Source organism: Streptococcus mitis (genome assembly GCF_013305725.1).
Taxonomy (GTDB): domain Bacteria; phylum Bacillota; class Bacilli; order Lactobacillales; family Streptococcaceae; genus Streptococcus; species Streptococcus mitis_BO.
Map to the genome: position 1 here is coordinate 1,753,701 of NZ_CP047883.1, position 19,943 is coordinate 1,773,643.

The following is a 19,943-nucleotide window of genomic DNA, read 5'->3' on the forward strand; positions in this document are numbered from 1 at the left end:
TTTAATTGTCATACACAACTAATCTTTTTTACTTTTTGCTACAAAGATAGCAGATAAGGCTAGTCCAACACTTGCTAAGAAAATAGCTGTTTCTGACTGCTTTTCACCAGTTTCTGGCAATCTCTTGTCTTCCTTGGCAACTTGAACTGGTGCTTCTGGAGTCTGAGCTTTTTCTAACGAACTTAGTTTAAACTCTGGTTTTTCTACTGTCGGTGCTGGTTGGTCACCTACGGTTGACAATGGACCTGTATACTCTGGTAGTTCATGTTTCAAGGCCATAACGGAGTTGACTCCACCTTGGAACTCTGGTTTCTCTACTGTTGGAGTGGCTTGATCGCCTACGGTTGATACCGGACCTGTGTACTCTGGTAGCTCATGTTTCAAGGCCATAACGGAGTTCACTCCACCTTGGAACTCTGATTTCTCTACTGTTGGAGCGGCTTGGTCGCCTACGGTTGATACTGGGCCTGTATAAGCTGGTAGTTCATGCTTCAAGGCCATAACGGAGTTGACTCCACCCTTGAACTCTGGTTTCTCTACTGTTGGAGCGACTTGGTCGCCTACGGTTGATACTGGGCTTGTATAAGCTGGTAGCTCATGTTTCAAGGCCATAACGGAGTTGACTCCACCTTGGAACTCAGGCTTCTCAACTGTCGGTGTAGCTTGATCGCCTACGGTTGATACTGGGCCTGTATAAGCTGGTAGTTCATGTACCAAGGCTTCAACTGCATTCACACCACCTGTAAATTCAGGTACCTCAAGCACTGGTGCTGCTTCTTCACTCTTACTTGATTGAACAGGTTCTTCTGTCAATTCTTGATAGAAGCTCGCCAATTCATAAAACTCAGCCTTGCCACCTTCCCAGACCAGTTTAACATCTAGAAGAGAACCACCATTTCGGATAGCAAAGGTTTGGAGACTAGATGTAATGACACCAAGATCTGTCCAACTTTCTTGTCCATCCTTAAGTGTTCTCGCTTGAACTCGTGCTTTCGCTCCTTCAGGAAGGCTTGAAACGAGACGAAGATGGTTAGCATTGGTTGGTTCTGACAAGTGGTAAACCATTTCACCCTTATCATTTTCCGCCTTGTAACTAGTCAAGACTTTTCCATCTACAAGATTAGTATAGAAGTTGCCTCGGCTTTCGCCACCGTTTCCTTCTACAGTTGGATCATTGATTGGTTTGACAAATTCGCCATCATTGATCACCAATTCTGTAAATCCTACAAAACGAGCATCATAGTCAGCTGTATAGAGGACACGAAGATAGTTTGCTTTGACTGGTGTCGTCAATTCACCCTCGATGTAACGATTTCCTGGCATCTTAGAATCATGTGTCCAACCATCTGTCAATGAATCATCGTGTGGACTATTGGCTACACCATCTCCCACTGTCACAACATCCGTCCAAGTTTTACCGTCTTGGCTGACTTGGATTTTACCATCACGAAGATAGTTTTGAGTTCCGTCTTGGATGTAAGCTCTGATCTTCTTGATAGTGCGTTCACTACCAAGTTTCAAGGTTACATGGCCATCTTTATGAGCATAGTCTGAAAACTCAACAAAGTTGTTGTACACACCATCAAACAATTGATCTAGGTTATTAATCTTACGAACATCATTGCTTCCATATGTTGGATGAATGCCCATAGTTGTTGATTCTAGTGTTGTTGGTTGGACTTCTTTGGTAGTTACTAGGAGTGAAGTAGATGGAACAGCCTGCTCTTGGTCTGTTTTATTCACAAGACGAACATAACGTACCAAGTGGGTCGCTACAGATCTATCAGTCAATTGGCTAGCTGGTGTCCATTCTTGAGCATTTGCAGAGTACTCAAGGCTAAGAGCTGGATTTGTTTGACCTTGGAGTTGGATGCTCTTGACTTGATGGATTCGGTCAAATTTCATACCTAGATAGCTATGAGCAGGAAGTTTAGTTCCAGCTGGAATTTGAAGCTCGTAACTGCCCAAGCTATCCACTACTGGTGTTTCCTTCAAGGCATCCACGTTGGTGTCTGTTAAATCGCTATTTCCAGAACGTGTCTCAACAGAGAAGTCTTGGATACGCCACCAAAGGTCACTTGCCTTGGTATTACGTACTCGGATGTAACGAGCATTGATAGCTCTAGTCACTTCCTTAGTTTGTTCTCCTGATAGGCGATCTAACTCTTGCCATGCAGATCCATCTGTAGAGTACTCAAGTACACCTGCGGCAAGTTTATCGCCAGTTCCTTGGCGAAGACGAACTTTAGTGACTGACTTGACTTCACCTAGGTCAAGTTGTGCCCAGGCATCTACTGGAGTCGTATTGCTGCCATCAGCATTTGCCATCATAGCTTCTGTATTATCTTTACCATCAGTAATTTGACTTGCTGATGTTCTCAATTTATAAACTAGATTTGAGCTGAGGCTAATTGTAGCAGTTTGTTGTTTACGAGCGTTCTCTACTGGACGATTTACTGCAATCTCGCGAACTGCAAACCAGGTGTCATCACGATCTTCTGTAGCAATCATACGTACTGCTTTAGCTTTGATGTTAAGATTCTCAAACTGAACAAGTGACTCATTACCAACATAAGTTGGTTCTTTCAAACTTACCCAGTTATCATTTTCATCCAAATACTGAACTTCAGCCTTGCTAAATGTATCACTTGGATTTGCCTGAGTTCCCATAGCAAAGGTCAAGGTTTGGATATCTACCGGTTTGTTGAACTTCATACCAATATAATCACCTGTCTTGATACTATTTGGTGATTTAATCAAAGCATGAGTTGCCAAGTCACCATCCGTTACTTCTGCCAAACCACCTTCTACACCTGTTCGATTAGTAATAAAGGTGCTGATGATTTGGTCAGGGTGCAAGACTTTTTGAACTTCAGACGCTAGGACTTCCTTCAAAGATAGGATAAATGGACGGATATGTTGAACACCCAATTCAGCCTTTTCAAGATGGTCTACATAATGGAAGGTATGAGTTTGAGACTGTTCATACAATTTCAAACCTTTATAGTAGCTATCCCAAAGTTTGGCTGCATCATTTGTAGCCATAGCCTCTGTTCCTGTTAGGAAGGCATCAAGGGCATTCATTTGGTCGATTGCATTATCCAACCAATAGTGGATCTGTGCAACCATCTTTTGATCACCTGATGCTTTATAAAGTTCAGCTGCTTCTTTAATCTTGGCAAATTCTGCACGCAAGGTTGCACGTTCTGCAGTTACATCCTGACCCGCTTTGAGCTTAGTCATGAAGTCTGTCAATTTTGGAGCTAATTCAACTGATTCTTCTAGTTTAACAACACGACCGTCCATATTTTGGTTGATCATGTGCTTACCAAGTTCGCGGAAGGCTGCTGATACCTTGCTATCTTCAAAATGACCATTTTCAACAAAGTTGAAGGCAATGTCATTGAGTTTCTTAGCTTCTTCTTCTGATTTCCACTGTTTCCATGTATATTGAGCTCCAGCAAAGAGGGCAATCTTAGATGGTTCAGACTGTTGCATTGGATTCAACATGATACCAGACAGCAAGCTTGGATCTACATTCGGATGAAGGAATTTCTCACCACCACCTAGAATCAAGTGTTGTTTAGAGTTATCTGTAACTGGCCAGTTCACCCAAAGTGATACTGGACGATAAGTTTTACCACCTGCAGTTAGATTGTTCTTGAGAGTTGATAAGAAACCTTCAGAAACTTCACCCCAAATCTTACCACCCGTCAAGGTCATAGATGTTGAACTTGGGAGATTTTCATTTAGAGATTTCAACTCTGCTTCACGCCCATTACCCCAATACTGACCTGGAACAAAGATCATTTCTTTGCGAAGACCGCTATAAGTTCCTTGCATTTCTGTCAACCAGTTGGTCATATCCTGCATCAAGCGGTTGTAGCTATTATAGCCTCCAACTGGGCTTGGGGCATCATCGGCTAGAATACCAAATTCACGGACACCCACTTTCATCAACTGAGTAAATTTGGCCTTGATGGTTGCCAAATCTTCTTGGTAATGCGCTTCATTACCAAAGCGGATACGGTTGTTCATGAATGGATGAATGGTCCAGACATAGCGAGTTTTACTTTGATTTCCGACGCGAGCAAGTTCACGAATTTCAGCTAGTTTTTCTTCTGGGTAAAGTTCACGCCATTTCTTGTTGTGGTATGGATCATCTTTTGGTGCGAAGAAGTATTGGGTCAATTTCAAATCGCCACCAAAACGCATGAGTTCAGCACGATCTGCATTAGACCATGGATTTCCATAGTAACCTTCGATGAAACCACGGTTCTTGATTTCAGCGTAATCTTCCACTGTCACATTGCGAAGAACTGGAACTTGACTTTCCTTGAGCATGTGTTTCAAGGTTGTCAAACCATAGAAGACCGCATCTGTGTCTTTTCCGACGATGGAAATTGAGTTGTCCTTGACGGTTAAGGCATAGGCGTCAATCTTGTCAAAGAGACCTGCTGAAACGTTAGATAAGTTTTGTTCTGCTTGTGATCCGCGTCCATGTACTCCAAGATAGATATTAGTTGCGCCAGCAACTGCTGATTGACTAGTAGTGTAGGATACTTGATTGTCCTGCAAGACACTCTTCAAGCGATTACGAGTATAAATATCGAGTTGATCTCCCATTACTAAATTGACTTGCTTACGAAGAGCTGTCACTCCTTCTCCATAAGTCACTTTTTGTGGAGTTGGGAAAACCTTGTACTCTTTCTTGAGATAATCTGCGCTCTTGCTGGCAGCTGCAATACTATCTTCGCTAGCTGGTTTGCTTGCTGTGAATTGATCCGCAAGTTCAACTGTTCCATCACCTGTTTGCTCGACTTTTGGAGTTTCAGGTGTAGATGGTTGTTCTGGTTCTGGTGTCTCTTGTCCCTCTTTGATAGGTTTCAATAGATGAACTTCAGCTGCACTTGCAAAGCCCCCAACACCTGCTAGAACTTTCAACTCAACCTTGTTAGTCTGAACAGGAGCAAAGTTGACTGTTTTTTCTTGGGTATTGTTGTCCCAGTTTCCTTCTGAAACCTTGACCATTTGGCCATCTTTTTGTGCATAGATCTCGTAGCGAGTCACGACTCCATTTCCACCACCTGGACGTGGGAGATAAGTCAAACCATTGACTTTTTCTGCTTCTTTCAAAGTCATAGAAAGAGTGTACGGAGCAGTATCACCAGTCCATTTAGTATGCCAGAAGGTGTTTGGATCATTGTCAAAGGCTTTTTCAACAGTGCCTTCAGTCGCTGTTCCTGGTGTTTCTTGACTAGTTGCAGAAACTGTGAAATGATCTGTTGGAATCAAACGAGGATTTACAAATGGTTTATCTGACAACTCTGCACTATGTAAAATTCCTTTGAATCCACCGATGCTTTCAAGCGGTAGAACCAAGCTATTGTGAGCAAAGCGAGGGTGATCTGGATTTGCGATACGTTCAATCTTCTCACCATCCACATAGAATTCCGTTGATTGTGGTTTAGTCACAATAGAGATTTGATAACGTTTGTTCTTTTCAAGTTTTTTCTTGAACTGGATATGGAACTGTTCAAATTGATAAGCAAGATAGCCGTCTTTATCAGCTAGATAGATACGGTTGTCTCCACTTGTTGAGAAGGTTTGTTCACCGTCTCCAGTGACAGTTACATCAAACTTCAAGACATGACTTGGACCAACATCACCAGCTAAGCCTTCAATACTACTGTCTTTGTCAAATGCTAAACCTTGATCAGATGCTTTTACTTTCTTACTTGCATAGTTTTTCACAGTTTCAGAATTGATAGTAAACAAATCACTTTGATCAATCGCTCTGTCAGGATTTGACTGTGGCGCATAAGGGCTCGCTGGTAGGATACGTTCTGCAAATGTCGATGCCGCACGGTCAGATCCCCAAGTACGTTCTGCAGTTGTTTGCATGCTCTTGAAGAAGCGTTTAAAGATATCATAAGATGTCAAACCTGTCTCATGAAGGTCGATATTGTCATTCCAAACTGCGTGGCCACCACCAATTATATTTGGATTTGATGCTTCTAGAAGTAGGCCATGACCAGTTCTGAAATCGTTTGGTGTCCAACCATTATATTGAGTTTCATAGTTAGCATAATCACCATAAGCAGCTTGACGATTATCTCCATTCGGAACGCTATATGTTGGGATATCTGTGATATTAATAATCTTAGCTCCTTGAGCAATAGCTTCTTTTGGTTGCTGCCAGCCAATACTCCAGATATCAACTTCTACATCTTTCCAATCAACCGCTGTTTTACCTCGTTTCGCACTGAGCGATCCCCAAATACGAGGTGTATAGCCTTTCCCTTTAATGTATTTAATAAGGTCATTGACATAACGACGATAGCTTTCTCTACTTCCGTAGTATTCATCCGTTCCGATATGAACAGTAGATACCCCATGAAGTGGTGCATCTGGACCATCAAGAAGTTTGTCATAAACTGATTTGACAAAAGCCAGCGTTTCATCGTATTTATTATCTAGATCGAGCATAGCTACGCGCTCTACGTTATGTTTACCTCTGTAATCGCTCAGGCTACCTTGATACATGAGGTCAGGGCGAACTTTGACAAATGACAGAGCATGACCTGGTGTGTCAATTTCTGGAACTAGATTGATATGCAAGGCCTTAGCAAGTTTAATCAGATTTTGCATCTCTTCTTTAGTATAGTGCTCATCTGATGTTAATTTTTGACCATTCTTACCGACAATATCTGTCTCTACACGGAAACCTGTCTTAGCATGTTCTAGAACATACTTAAGCTCTTCTTCTTGTGTTAGGTTCTTACCTGCCAAGTGTTCCTTTAGGAAGATATAGTTATCGTTGAGGTGCAACTGCAAGTCGTTCATCTTGTAGTAAGCCATGTTGAGCATGATGTCTACAAGGGTGTCATAAGGGATAAATTTACGACCTGTATCTAGCATAAAGCCACGGTGGCTGAAGCTTGGGAAATCACGAATTTCTCCATTTTGGAGATTGCTTTCCCCCATTTGAAGAAGAGTACGAGTAGCATAGAAGGCTCCTGTGTTCGTTGCAGCTTCGATGGTAATGACACCATCTTGAATCATGATGCCATAACCTTCCTTACCATAACCCTTATTTTCAACCTTTTTAAACTCGATTCGTTTTTGAGCCTGCTTGTCACCTGTCGCAAGTTCCAATCCACGGCTTGCAAGGTCTGACTGGTAGAAGGTTGCTACCTGATTAAAGCCTGAATCTCCTGTCGCAAGAACTGTATCTGACGTGATAGAAGATTGACCTTCTTTTCCATACCATTGTTGAACAGCTGGTGCTACTTTTGGTTTGACACCCACACCTTCGTCCTGATGTAGCCCCTTGATGACTACTTCAAATTCTTTAGTAAAAGTATGTGAATCTTTAATTTGCTCTACCATAACCTTAACGCGTTGATCAGTTAGAGGCTTATAAATGTGATTTTGAAGGTCAATCACACCTTGTTTGTTGCTACCGATAAGACTGACTTTTCCTGGTAGAGTTGGCAAGACAAGAGACTGTCCATCTTTAGCTATAGTCAATTCTGTAACCTGACGGATATCCGTTATCTTACTTGTATCAGGAATATTCGAATAAGCTCGAATTTCTTGAATACCAACATTTCTCCAGCCCATTGTGCCCGCTTGGTAGTCATTGATTTCTAACTTGAGATATTTAGCTTGAATACTATTGGCTAAGTCAACTTTCTCATCTAAAACAGGTTCTCCAGTCTTGGTATGAGCTAGCTTCCATTGTTTTTCTCCACTAGCATTTACATCATCTTGACCTGCATAGTAGAGGCTCCATGATTTGATATTAGGGTCATTTTGCCCATTGCGAACACGACGATCCCAATCAATTTCCACATGTCTAATAAGTGTAGTCTTGGGAAGAGTTAATTCGAAAGTTGGTTTGTTAATATTTGGATTTGTTGCCCAACGAGTATCAGGATCCCCATCTACTGCCTTGTCAGCAGTAAAAGGAGTACCAGTTTCTGAGTCGTTTGCTTGGACAGTGACACCTTCTAAGTGGTTACGATCTTCTCTATCTTCCATTTGCTTTTCAACTGGTTTGATTGTAGGTGTAGCTGGTTCTACAGGTTTAGAATCTGCTTTTGGTGTTTCAACCGGCTTCAGAGTCTCAGCTGGTTTGGGAGCTGTTGGAGTTGTTGCTGGGCTTGTTTCTTCAGTTGCTGCAGGACTTGTTCCTGCAGTATTTTCATGATTTTCTTCATGACCTGTATCTGCCGTTGCCTCTGATTCAGCTTTCTTTAAAACAGCTGCTAAATCGTCCGGCAACTTATCTAGGGGCTGAGCTTGTGTGATAGTTCCTTCTTTCTCAGGTGTTCCACCTGTCTCAGCAGCCTGCACTACATTTGCACCAAAGATACTAGCACCGATCATTACAGAGGCTGCACCAATTGCAAATTTTCGAATACTATAGTGACAGCGTCTTTCAAAAAAATGTCTATCCATCTTTATCCTATTCCTTTCATCCACTTATTACAGTAAGCGGTCTCATTTCCCATTTAAAAATGGAGAGAACCTAGAGGTTCTCTCCAACTAAGTTATTTCTGTCTGAATTCTAGTTCCGGTAAACTCTAAAATCCAGTCTTCTTTAATTTTCTTTACGTTTTGTTGCAAGGACAGCAGCAGATAAGGCAAGACTGACGCCAGCTAGGAAGATAGCTGTATCAGATTGGCTTTCTCCTGTTTCTGGCAATCTCTTCTGCTCTTCTGTTGAAACTGAAGTTTTAGATTCTGCAAGTTTTCCTTGGCCCAATTGACTAACCTGATACTCAGGTTTTTCAATAGTTGGTGCTGCTTGATCGCCTGCTGTAGCCAATAGTCCTGTGTAGGCTGGCTTTTCGTTTACCAAAGCTTCTACCGCATTAGCACCGCCTTTATATTCTGGCAATTCATGAACTAAGGCTTCTACTGCATTAGCGCCGCCTTTATATTCTGGCAATTCATGAACTAAGGCTTCTACCGCATTGGCTCCACCTTTGTATTCCGGAACTTCATTGACAGCTGCTTCTACTGCATTCACACCGCCTTTATATTCTGGCAATTCATGAACTAAGGCTTCTACCGTATTGGCTCCACCTTTGTATTCTGAAACTTCATTGACAGCTGCTTCTGCCGCATTGACGCCGCCTTTGTATTCTGGAACTTCATTAACAACTGCTTCTTCACCTGCTGTTCCAACTGGGCCTTTATACTCAGGTACCTCAAGAATTGGTGGTACTTCTTCACCTGCTGTTCCAAGCGGGCCTTTATACTCAGGCACTTCAAGAATCGGTGCTCCCTCCTCACCTTTGCTACTTGTAGGAGCATCTGGTTTAGCAGTCTGATCTTGTAGTTGGTTGAGATATTCTGCAAAGTAGGCAACCATTCTTTCAGTCAAGAGATGGTTATCCGTAGCATATTTCATGCTAGCTACTACACTTGCTACCTCCTCTTGATTCTCTTTGCTGGTCAATTTTTGAGCTTTCGCTAAAGCTGTTTCATAACCTGACAAATCAAGAGCTGTTTCTGTAGCCTGTGGACGACTAAAGATTAACTCAGCAGCAGCTTGATATTTGTCACCACCGTCTCCATAAGACTTGGTACCTGTCAAAACAATTTTCTTAGCTTTGATTGTCTTACCGAAGTCAATATCTTTTGGTTTATTGTTATCTGGCCAATCAGTTGCAGTGAAAGTATGTTCTTTACCAGATTCATCTGTCACAACCAATTTCACATCACGCAAGTTACCATTTGATCCTGATCCACGTGGCACATAACGGAAGCCTGTGATTTCTGTTGCTTCTTTCAATACCATGGTTGCAGGTTTACCAACATCTCCACCATTCCAAGACGTATGCCATAGACTTGACAAGTTACCATCAAAGGCATTGGCCAAATCTTCTCCCGCTTGCGCTGGAGCATTTAGACTTTCAAAGTCTTCTGCTACCAAGGCTGTTTTCTTTTGTACCAATGCATTCTTCAGAGCGTCAATCTTAGCAATTTCAGTACGCGCTTCTTCTACACTAATGTCATCATCTGCTTGACTGAGGTTAAAGACAGCTTCCTTCAAGGCATCCATAGATTCCTTGGTATAGTTGGTCATGGCAACCGTTGGCAAGTAATTCTTCAGAGCATTTTCTGTCAACATCTTACCAGTTAGAGTGACTTCCTCGATTTGAAGTTTATCCATGATGAAGTCATTGTAACCACGGAAGTTCGCATTTCCACCAGAATCTCCACGAGTATTGCTTGCGTTACCAGTTGAGTAGATACCAACCCAAGTATCGCCTGTTTCTGCACCTGTTACAAGGAAGGTTACCTTCTTAGCTTTCTTAGAATCTGTCCAAGTATTTGGCAATTCATGCATTTCCAAATTGCTTGCTTGATTACCGCGACGACCTGACTGGAATTCTCCCTTACCGACTACAAAGGCGTAGGTATTGTCAGATCCTGCTTCGTATTCAAAGGTTACACGATAAGTCTTACCAGCTTCAAAACGGAAGTTTTGAGGAATTGTTTGGTAAACCAAGTTACGACGGCTAACTAGCCCATTTGTCTTCAATGACCAATTTCCTTCGATAACATCATCGACTTTCTTACCATTCCAATCACGTTGTGTATATGGATCATGTTTTTCAGATAAGTGAGTACGATTATCCTCAACTCCTTCGATACCACCAATTACAAATGGGAAAATACCTTGAGCGACATTTTCAAAGTCTTGTTTAAAGGTTCCTTTAGCTGTATCATGATTATCTCCGTACATACTTGAATTGTTTTCAAAAGTACGAATTTCATCAAAGTAAGTTGCTTCATCACCAGCTTCACGACTCAAAGTAAGAGTGACATTTGATACATCTGAACCTGTTGTAAAGAAGGCATACATGTTTTGGAAGTAACTTGTATCGTCAACTGTAGCATTGTCACGACGAGTATTATGGGCATAGGCCTTAACATAGTTAAGAGCTAGTGACTTATTGGTATAGCTAGTCACTTCTTTTTCACCAGTATTCACTGTGATACTTGCCTTAGCATTACTACGGTTGTCAACACCGACATAAACGGCATACTTAGTATTTGGTTTCAAGCCAGTCAGTTTCTGAGTAAGGCTGACTGTGCTCTTGTTGCCTTGGATACGAAGCATTTCATTTGCGCCTTGTGATTTGACAATTTCTGCCTTAGAAGCATCACCAGAAATAGTCCAGTGTTTTAAAGTTCCACTGTTAAATCCTTGGTCATAGATATGCATACCTTCACTCCATGACATTTCAGGATTGGTTTGTTTTGAACGGTAGAGAACATATGGTTGATTTGCAGTAAGATCTAGGGTAATCTTGCCATCTTTTACTGTTAATTCTTGCTCTTCTGTCTTACCTTGGTCAGTTAGCTTGTAAAGATAAACCTTACTCTTTGCCCAATCGCTAGGAAGCGTCCAAGTTGTTGCACCAGCTTGCGTATTGAAGTAGTACATCTTTTCCTTATCAGCAGGAAGTTTCTTACCATTTGCATCCCAGTTCCATGGAGTCAAGTAAGCTGAACCATCTTGGATGACACGTCCATTGAGAGTCACTGTACGTTCACGGTATTGCGGGCTATTGATATCATTTGACTTACGAGTCACAACTACCTTATTGTTGTCAGCATCTACCAATTCCACTCGCATTTCTGGAGTCCATTTATAGGTGCTACCGTTATCAGACATGGTAACAGGTGTACCATTTTCCCACTTGCTTACAGTGAAGTGTTGGAAGTACTTGGTCATGACATCATGAGCAAACAAATTGGTTACATAGCCATTGTAGTCACTTCGTCCTTGCCAGCCTTCAAAGTCTTTCATGCTGTAACCACCTAGAAGTGGATAGTTGGCTGCACCACCGTAACTTCTGTAATCCCCAACCCAAGAATCTTTTTGGTGGTTGCGGATAAAGCGCGTGATGGCACTGTTGATACCTTTATTAGTGTAGCCACCATAGGTCAAGTCAGCTGCCCAGTGTTGGAAGGTAGAGTCGTATTCACCACCATGGCCCCACTCAATCGCAAAGCGCCACCCTTGTTTGTTAATTTCTTTAGCAAGAACGTGGGTAGCCCAGGCACCATTATCACCTGATTGGCCATTGCCCCAAACGTCGACATAGATAAAGTCGAGACCTTCACCCAGTTTTTTCTTCAACTCTTCCCAGCGAGCTAAGCGTCCATGCGCCAAATCATAAGCAGCATCAATGTTGATACCTTGGTCTAGCCAGTTCCAACCATAGCTGTAGCTTCCATCTGGATTCTTACGAAGAATATTTTCGTTAAAGTATTTAGACTCAGGATAAGTTTCAGAAGCGTTAACGTGGATACCTAGATGAGCTCCATATTTCTTCGCTTTCTCAATCAAAGCCTTGAAGTCTTCGACACCACCAATACGTTTACCAATATCAGCATAGTTCAAGTGGCCTGAGTCATGGCCTTCACTACCATAACCTTTAAGAAGAACACCTTGTCCAAGACCATCTGTATGAAGATTGATCTTCTTGATACCATCCAAGGTCATAAGGAATGGGTTTTGTGCTTGAGAACCAAAGTTCATCGCAATACGATAAGCTGTGATATCCTTGACTTTTTCCCAACCTTGAGGGTTGTTCATGATGCTACGATAAGCAATGGCACCATCTTGCCAGTCCACTTTCTTATCCGCATTAGCATCTTCAGTGATTACAACCTTGGCACTTGGAAGTTCTTTAGTGTATTCTGGGAAGACAATGCCCTTATAAGCTTTTTCCCATTGCCATTCAGAGCTATGAATTCCGACATAGTTAGCATTTCCGACTGTTTCTTTATAGGCTGTCAAACGAGTCCAGTCATTAGAGCCACCACCGTAGCTGTTTTGAGAATTACTCCAAACACCTGCAGCGAGCTTATCTGTAGAAACAAATCCATACATGTAACCCTTAGCCAAGTCCTTCATTGGATTGGTTACTTCAATATGATCATCCCCGCTGACATGCGTATTGTTTGACATAGTTGCCCCATCAAACTTAGCACCAGCTTGGTCACTTGAAACAGATACGAGGGCGTTGCCAAGAAAACTAATTGTCGAAATTAATTTTCTCTCATCATCAATCTTTTGACCTGGAGTGACTTGATTGTGGTTGACAATCTTAGTTACATCAAAATGTAATTGATTGTCCACAACTTGCAAACGAACTGTCATATCTGCATTGATAAGATTAGCCTCATCACGGAGTTTCATTTCATATTCTGCAGTTGTTTCATTAATTTTCTTATAAGTAACCTCAGGAGTGATTTTATGGTTATTGATAAATACTTTATTGAACTGTTGAACCTGTCCTGGCAAAGTATGACCATTCAAGGTATATTCCTTGACACGTGGAAAGGCTTGGTCAATCACTGCTTTTAGGACTTTAGACTGGATGGTATCATAAGTAACTTTACTATCATCTACCACCGCACCAGTTTCTTTTTCAGCAGTGGCTTCAGTAGTTTGAACTCCATCCTGATTGTCAGTCTTAATATTCACAACTGTCTTTTCAGTACCATATGTACCAGCTTTAAGTAAGATTTTCTTTTCATTTTTAAGATTTTCATTAACAGCAGCTGGTAAAGTAACCGTATCAAAAAGTTTTACATCATTATTTGTTGCATTTAGCTGACCATCTGATTTTAGGCTAATAGTCAGATGATTCACTGAGCCATTTACTGGAGCTGCAACACGGCCTCCCTGATACCATGTGCTATTACCTGGTGTCTTGTATTCCCAGAACCAACCTTCTTTGTCGTATCCAACAAAGACATTATTATTTGTATCTTTAAATTTCAAGAAAACACCAAAACGTGATTTGCCTGTTTCAGATTCTTCTTTGAAAGTAAGATCTACATTCGCATTACCATTTGCATCCACAGTCAATCCTTGTTTTTCAAACAAGGCTGGTTTGCCGGCATTGTCATTTTGATCTGTTGAAGACAACTTATTGTAACGAACACCATTTTCTTCACGAATGGCTACAGTCCCTTGTTGTTCTTTTCTGGCTACAGTTTGCCATTCAGGAGTGACTTCCTTTGGTGTCTCTGGCTTAGCTGTCGCTGGTTTTTCTTCTTTCGGCTTATCTTCTTTTGGCTTTTCTTCAACTGGTTTTTCAGTTTCCTCTAAATTCGCTGGTTTTGAACTAGAGATTCCCTTAATATGATCTTGAATCCATTTTAATTGAGCTGGAGAGAAAAGGATGCCTCCACTACGAACTCCAACCACACCATTTTGATGAACCCCAATCAATTTACCATCCATGTCAAAGATACCGCCACCGCTAGCACCCGGTTGTCCACCTTGATAACCAACTCCTTGAACACCTTCACCATAAGATTCAGCAAAATCCACAGCACTGTTAATAACTGGCGCCAACTTGCCAGCAGGATAGCCAAACATATTGACTTTATCCCCAACTTTCTTAACAACTGGCTTTTCTGTGACTTCTACAGGAGCATTTTCAAGAACTGTACGCAATCTCACAAGAGCCAAATCGTTCTTATAGCCCTTTAGATAGCCATCTCGATCCCAGTGAATCACATCTTTCTTGCTAAATTTTACATCTTCTAAACCAGGGTAGGATATGCTGAAAATATCTCCATCCCCTTTATCATTATCCACAACCTTACGGATATTTCCATCTTGTTGATCCTTGATAAAGTTGTGAGAAACAGTCAAAACAAGATCCTTACCAATGACAATACCACTACCTTCTCCTGATGGAGTCTTAATCTTAACAGTAGCGCCATAGTTCAATTCTCCATTTTTTGTTTTGGCAACATCTTCAGGAACTAGACTACCAGTATCTTGTGCTAATTGGTCTTTATTTACCTCTTTACCATTATCAGTGGCTTTTTCAACTTTGCCTTCCAATTCTTTCGGCAACTTGTCAGTAGTTTCTTTGTTTTTCTTTTCAAGAGCTAATAACTCTTCTTCAGTTTTTGGTCCATCTGTTGTTTCAGCAGAACCTGGATTTGCTACTGCAGCTTCCTTATCGAACTCTCGTCCATTATCGCTCGCTTTTTTATCCAAATCAGCCAGCTCACTTGGCAAATTATCTGTTGAGCCAACTGTTGGTGTGTTAGCCATTACTGGAGCAGTAGCAAAAAAACTAGCCCCAATCATAACTGAAGCAGCACCTAGTGCAAATTTACGAATACTGTATGTACAGCGTTTTTCAAAAAATCGTTTATCCATTAACCCCTAATTCCTTTCATCAACTTTCGTAAGCGTTTACATTTCTTGTTCGAAAAATACTCCTTTCTATCTGAAAAGTGCAATGCTTAACGTTTATAAAAAAAATAATTGCACTTTTAATATAACAAATATTGGCAGATAAAGCAATAGAAAAGCTAGGAAAATTGCTAATTTTTTCTTTATTCTTGCAAAATAATACTCTGCCATTTAGAGGGAGTTATCATAAAATAAAAAGGATTTAGCATTCCTATCGAATGCCAAATCCTCTATCAATCTGTTTCAATAGATGATTAAAATCTACTTCACATGATTTGCTAAATCTTCTTGAGCTTTTTTATTAGACTCTTCTTTTTCTTTCATCCATTTTTCTTGAGCTTTTTGATACTCATCAACTGTCACAGCTTTATCCTGTACTTCTAGATATTTGTACAAGAGAGCTTCACTTGTTCCTTTGTTTCCAGAATAAGCAAATGGAAGTGTGAATGGTACCATCTTAGACAACATTGGACGACCTGTCTGTGATGTTGTTGGAATGATCAAGGCACTATCTGTCAACCAAGCTTGGGCAGCAGCATATTTTTCATAACGTTTTGAAACGTTACCAACTTCTTCACCAGCTTCTACAACCATCTTTTCATAATCTTCCAAACCAACTTTCTTAGCAGCAGCATTGTTAGTTCCAGAATCAAATCCTAGATAAGTCTTAGTATTTTCTCCAACAGATGGCTTGATGATATCAAGGTAAGTAGATGGGTCTGCAAAGTCTGGAGACCAACCAACGTTATCTGAGATATCCCAATCTTCGCCAGCAGCTGTTTCAGCAAAGTAAGTAATGTTCAAGACATCGTCTTTTTGAAGTTGTTGAATATCCACAACAACATTTTCTGTTCCCAAAGTTGCTTCAACTGATTGTTTGAAAGATTGAACACGTTGAACTTTTGTTGTGTTTGTTTGATCAACAGGCATGTCCAAATGAATTGGGAACTGTACTCCTTCTGCCTGAAGAGCAGTCTTAGCCTTAGCAAATTCTGCTTTAGCTTTTTCAGGATTGTACAGACCGTCTTGAGCATCTGCTAAGTTAACATTACTCCATTCATCTCCGTAAGTTGCCAATTTTTCTTTTACTAACTCACCAAAGTTTTTTCCATCTGCTTGTACAAATGTAGGTGGTACAAACACGTTACGAAGAAGTTTAGTTGCCCCACTAGCACCATTTACCTGTGAAGCATAGGCTGTTCTGTCAAAACCAAATGCAAGTGCTTGACGGAAGTCTTTGTTAAGAAGTGCTTTCTTAGTTGATGTCTTCTGTTCATCTGTAGTCTTAGATGTAAATTTATATGACTGACGATCAATGTTAGTACCTACCAAGTAAGTAGTTGAATCCTGTTGGGTATAAACAATGTTATCTTTAAATGATTTCTCAGTCTCTGGATAGCTTGCGCTAGTTGGGAAGAGACGGGCCATAGTGAAGCTACCATCCTTGAAGGCTTCAGTCGGTTTGTTGGTATCTTGTCCATCCCAGAATGATAATTTGACCTTATCAATATGGACATTGTCCTTATCCCAGTAGTTTGGATTTTTAGCAAATTCAACAGAAGATTTAGCTACAATAGATTTGAGCAAGAATGGACCATTGTAGAGAATACTACTTGGATCTGTTCCTTTGGCAAAATCGTCTCCCTTAGAGTTTAAGAACTCTTCATTAACTGGAGCCATCACTCCCATTGTTGTCTTAGAATTCCAAAAACTTTCTGGTTTATTCAAGGTGTATTGAACTGTTTGATCATCAAGAGCCTTGATTCCGACTTGTGAGAAATCTTTGATTTCACCTTTCACATAAGCATCCAAGCCTTTAATTGACTCTTGCACAAGGTAAAGACCATCTGATTTTTTATCAGCTGCATATTTCAGACCTGTAACAAAATCTTGCGCTTTAACTGCAGCGTATTCTTCACCTTCAGATGTATACCATTTTGCATCCTTACGAATCGTGTAGGTGTAAGTCAAACCATCTTTAGATACTGACCAGTCTTCGGCCATTGATGGTACAAAATTACCGTAACGATCATTTTCCAACAAACCATCCACTACGTTGCTAGTGATATTTGCTGTCGCAGCCTTACCAGTTGTCAAGTAGTTCAGGTTGTCCGGATCTGTTTCATAAATGTATGAGAATGTCTTCTCACCTTTAGCACCTGAACCTGAGCCAGAGCAAGCAGCTAAAACACCAGTTGCCAATAACGTAACACCCGCAAGGGCAAGAAATTTTGAACTTTTCATCATTTTTCTCCTTTGAAAACTTTCTATCCATTATAGCCTCTTTTCACAAACATGTCAACAGAATTTTCAGAATTTTTGAATTAATTTGATATATTCTGAAAAATCATCTTAAAATGAATTACTAGAATGATAAATTTCATAAAATAGTTCTTTAATTCTTCACTTAAAACTCCCTTAAGATAAGAAAAGAGGGAATCCAGTAACTCCCTCATCTATCTATTTGTGTAATTTTTAGATTCATTAATTTAAAGCTTGCAATGCGGAAAGAAGATAAGAACCCTCACGAATTTTTTGACCTACGGCCTTAGCATTTTTTACCAAATCCTGATACTCTTCTTGAGACAAATTGTCTAATACTTCTTCCAAGTCAAGTAAACTCTCAACACTAATTCCACACTCTTTTTCTAAGACGAAATTAGCCAAAGCAGATTGCCCCCAGACAATAATAGGAAAACCAGAAGCCAAATAAAGGGAAGCCTTGTGGGAATTATTGTATCTCAAATACTCACCAAACACGCCGCTACAAGTTTTAGAACTATCACCATCCCAAACTAAACCAAAGCTTCCTTCTAACGCTGACGGTAGTTCATCTGGAAGAAATGAACCAAAATAAGTTTCATTGGATAGCTTTCTAGCCTCATCAAAACCAACACCATAGAGGTTATATGCCGGTCTTGCAGGCAACTCATATAAGTAACCTGCTTTTTCTTGGGCTAAATTTCCAGCTACAATAATAGCCCCTTCCTTCGATAAATCTTCTTTGTCCTGATAACTCGGGATCAGATAGTCAAAAATGCCTAAACTAATTATTTTCTTCTCAGAAATCCCCTTATCAACAAGCACTGATTTCATAACTGGATTATGAGCAATAAGACCATCAGCTTGTTTCAAAAGACTTGACTCTTGAAGATGAACACGAATTTTATGCTTCAAGGGTACTGTATCCAAATTGGCATAGCGCAAAACTTCTAAATCATGGATAATAAAGTGAACCTTCACTCCTTTACGTTGCATTCTTTTGACTAAATGAGTCGTAAAGAAACTATGATGAAGCATAGGAAATTGAATAAGTAGCTGATCCCCTTCCTTCAACTTAGATATAGCTTTGGATAGGGCTTTGGCCTTATGTCGTTGGGCTCTAATAGTCCCCATTTGATACCAATCATCTACCATCAATAACAAAGGACTATAGCCCTCACGAACTACTATTTCTTCAACATCGTTTCGAGCCTTATTCCCCGCATTTCGTGCACCAGAATCCTTCAGAAATTCTTCTTTTAGATAATATTTCATCGATTAATTTTATCCTTCATTATCTCATTTAAACTCTTCCTCTACAACATTTAAAGCACGTTCAATGACCACATGCATGTCGTAGTATTTATAATCAGCCAAACGTCCACAGAAAATTACCTTATCATTCTGTGCTGCTTCTTCTTGATATTTATCAAACATAGCATTGTTTCTCTCATCATTGATTGGATAATAAGGTTCATCTCCACGTTTCCAATCAGCTGGGTATTCACGAGTAATAACCGTTTTATCTTGTGTTCCGTACTCAAAATGTTTATGCTCAATAATGCGAGTATAAGGAATTTCTCGTTCTGTATAATTAACAACGGCATTTCCTTGATAATTTTCCTCATCTAGAACTTCATGCTCAAAACGAAGACTACGGTATTCTAACTCACCATGTTTATAATCGAAATATTGGTCAATCATCCCTGTAAAGACAACTTTTTCAGCAGAAGCTTCTAATTCCTGACGATTGGCAAAAAAGTCAACTCCAAGTTCTACTTCTACATCCTTCAGCATATTTTCGATAATGACATTATAGCCACCGATTGGAATCCCTTGGTAACGGTCATTGAAGTAGTTATTATCAAAAGTCAAACGAACTGGTAGACGTTTGATGATAAACGGTGGAAGGTCAGTCGCAGAACGTCCCCATTGCTTTTCAGTATATCCTTTAATCAACTTTTCATAAATATCTGGACCGATCAACTTAATAGCTTGCTCTTCCAAGTTTTTAGGTTCAACGTCCTTCATATGAGCCGTTTGCTCAGCAATCTTATTTTTAACTTCTTGAGGAGTTTTTGTCCCCCACATAGCATAGAAAGTATTCATATTGAAAGGTAGATTATAAAGGCTCCCCTTGTAATTAGCTACAGGCGAGTTGATATAGTTGTTAAATTCAGCAAATTGATTAACATAATCCCAGACTTTCTTGTTAGAAGTATGGAAGATATGAGCACCATATTTATGAACATTGACTCCTTCAACATTCTCACAGTAGATATTTCCACCAATGTGGTCACGTTTATCAATAACTTTTACTTTTTTCCCACGCTTGGTTGCTTCATAAGCAAAAATTGCTCCAGACAAACCAGCGCCAACGATTAGATAATCATACATATTAAATCTCCATTATTAAACAATA

Annotated in this window: 5 protein-coding genes; all 5 read right to left on the reverse strand. The window is 40.4% G+C overall.

Annotated features, from left to right (window positions below; all coding sequences use genetic code 11):
- Nucleotides 1–18: 18 nt before the first annotated feature.
- The 5 genes from M594_RS08485 to glf all read right to left on the reverse strand — a co-directional run bounded on the left by M594_RS08485 (nt 19) and on the right by glf (nt 19,918).
- The gene (locus tag M594_RS08485) at nt 19–8,466 is read right to left on the reverse strand and encodes an SIALI-17 repeat-containing surface protein (protein WP_173876561.1); all 8,448 of its coding nucleotides are present in this window, start codon (nt 8,464–8,466) and stop codon (nt 19–21) included.
- 142 nt (nt 8,467–8,608) lie between these two features.
- Nucleotides 8,609–15,223 carry a SpGH101 family endo-alpha-N-acetylgalactosaminidase gene (locus M594_RS08490; RefSeq protein WP_173876562.1) on the reverse strand — a complete coding sequence of 2,205 codons (6,615 nt, stop codon included), beginning with the start codon at nt 15,221–15,223 and terminating at the stop codon, nt 8,609–8,611.
- 297 nt (nt 15,224–15,520) lie between these two features.
- A complete protein-coding gene (locus tag M594_RS08495; RefSeq protein WP_173876563.1) occupies nt 15,521–17,503 on the reverse strand; it encodes a peptide ABC transporter substrate-binding protein in 1,983 nt (660 codons plus the stop codon).
- 240 nt (nt 17,504–17,743) lie between these two features.
- Nucleotides 17,744–18,796 (reverse strand): sugar transferase, encoded by a 1,053-nt coding sequence (locus M594_RS08500; protein WP_173876564.1) that lies wholly within the window; start codon nt 18,794–18,796, stop codon nt 17,744–17,746.
- Nucleotides 18,797–18,820: 24 nt separating this feature from the next.
- Nucleotides 18,821–19,918 carry a UDP-galactopyranose mutase gene (gene glf, locus M594_RS08505; RefSeq protein WP_173876565.1) on the reverse strand — a complete coding sequence of 366 codons (1,098 nt, stop codon included), beginning with the start codon at nt 19,916–19,918 and terminating at the stop codon, nt 18,821–18,823.
- Nucleotides 19,919–19,943: the final 25 nt, after the last annotated feature.

Coding starts and splice junctions, on each gene's coding strand:
- M594_RS08485 (WP_173876561.1), bottom strand. CDS start 8,466: ATGGATAGACATTTTTTTGAAAGACGCTGTCACTATAGTATTCGAAAA.
- M594_RS08490 (WP_173876562.1), bottom strand. CDS start 15,223: ATGGATAAACGATTTTTTGAAAAACGCTGTACATACAGTATTCGTAAA.
- M594_RS08495 (WP_173876563.1), bottom strand. CDS start 17,503: ATGAAAAGTTCAAAATTTCTTGCCCTTGCGGGTGTTACGTTATTGGCA.
- M594_RS08500 (WP_173876564.1), bottom strand. CDS start 18,796: ATGAAATATTATCTAAAAGAAGAATTTCTGAAGGATTCTGGTGCACGA.
- glf (WP_173876565.1), bottom strand. CDS start 19,918: ATGTATGATTATCTAATCGTTGGCGCTGGTTTGTCTGGAGCAATTTTT.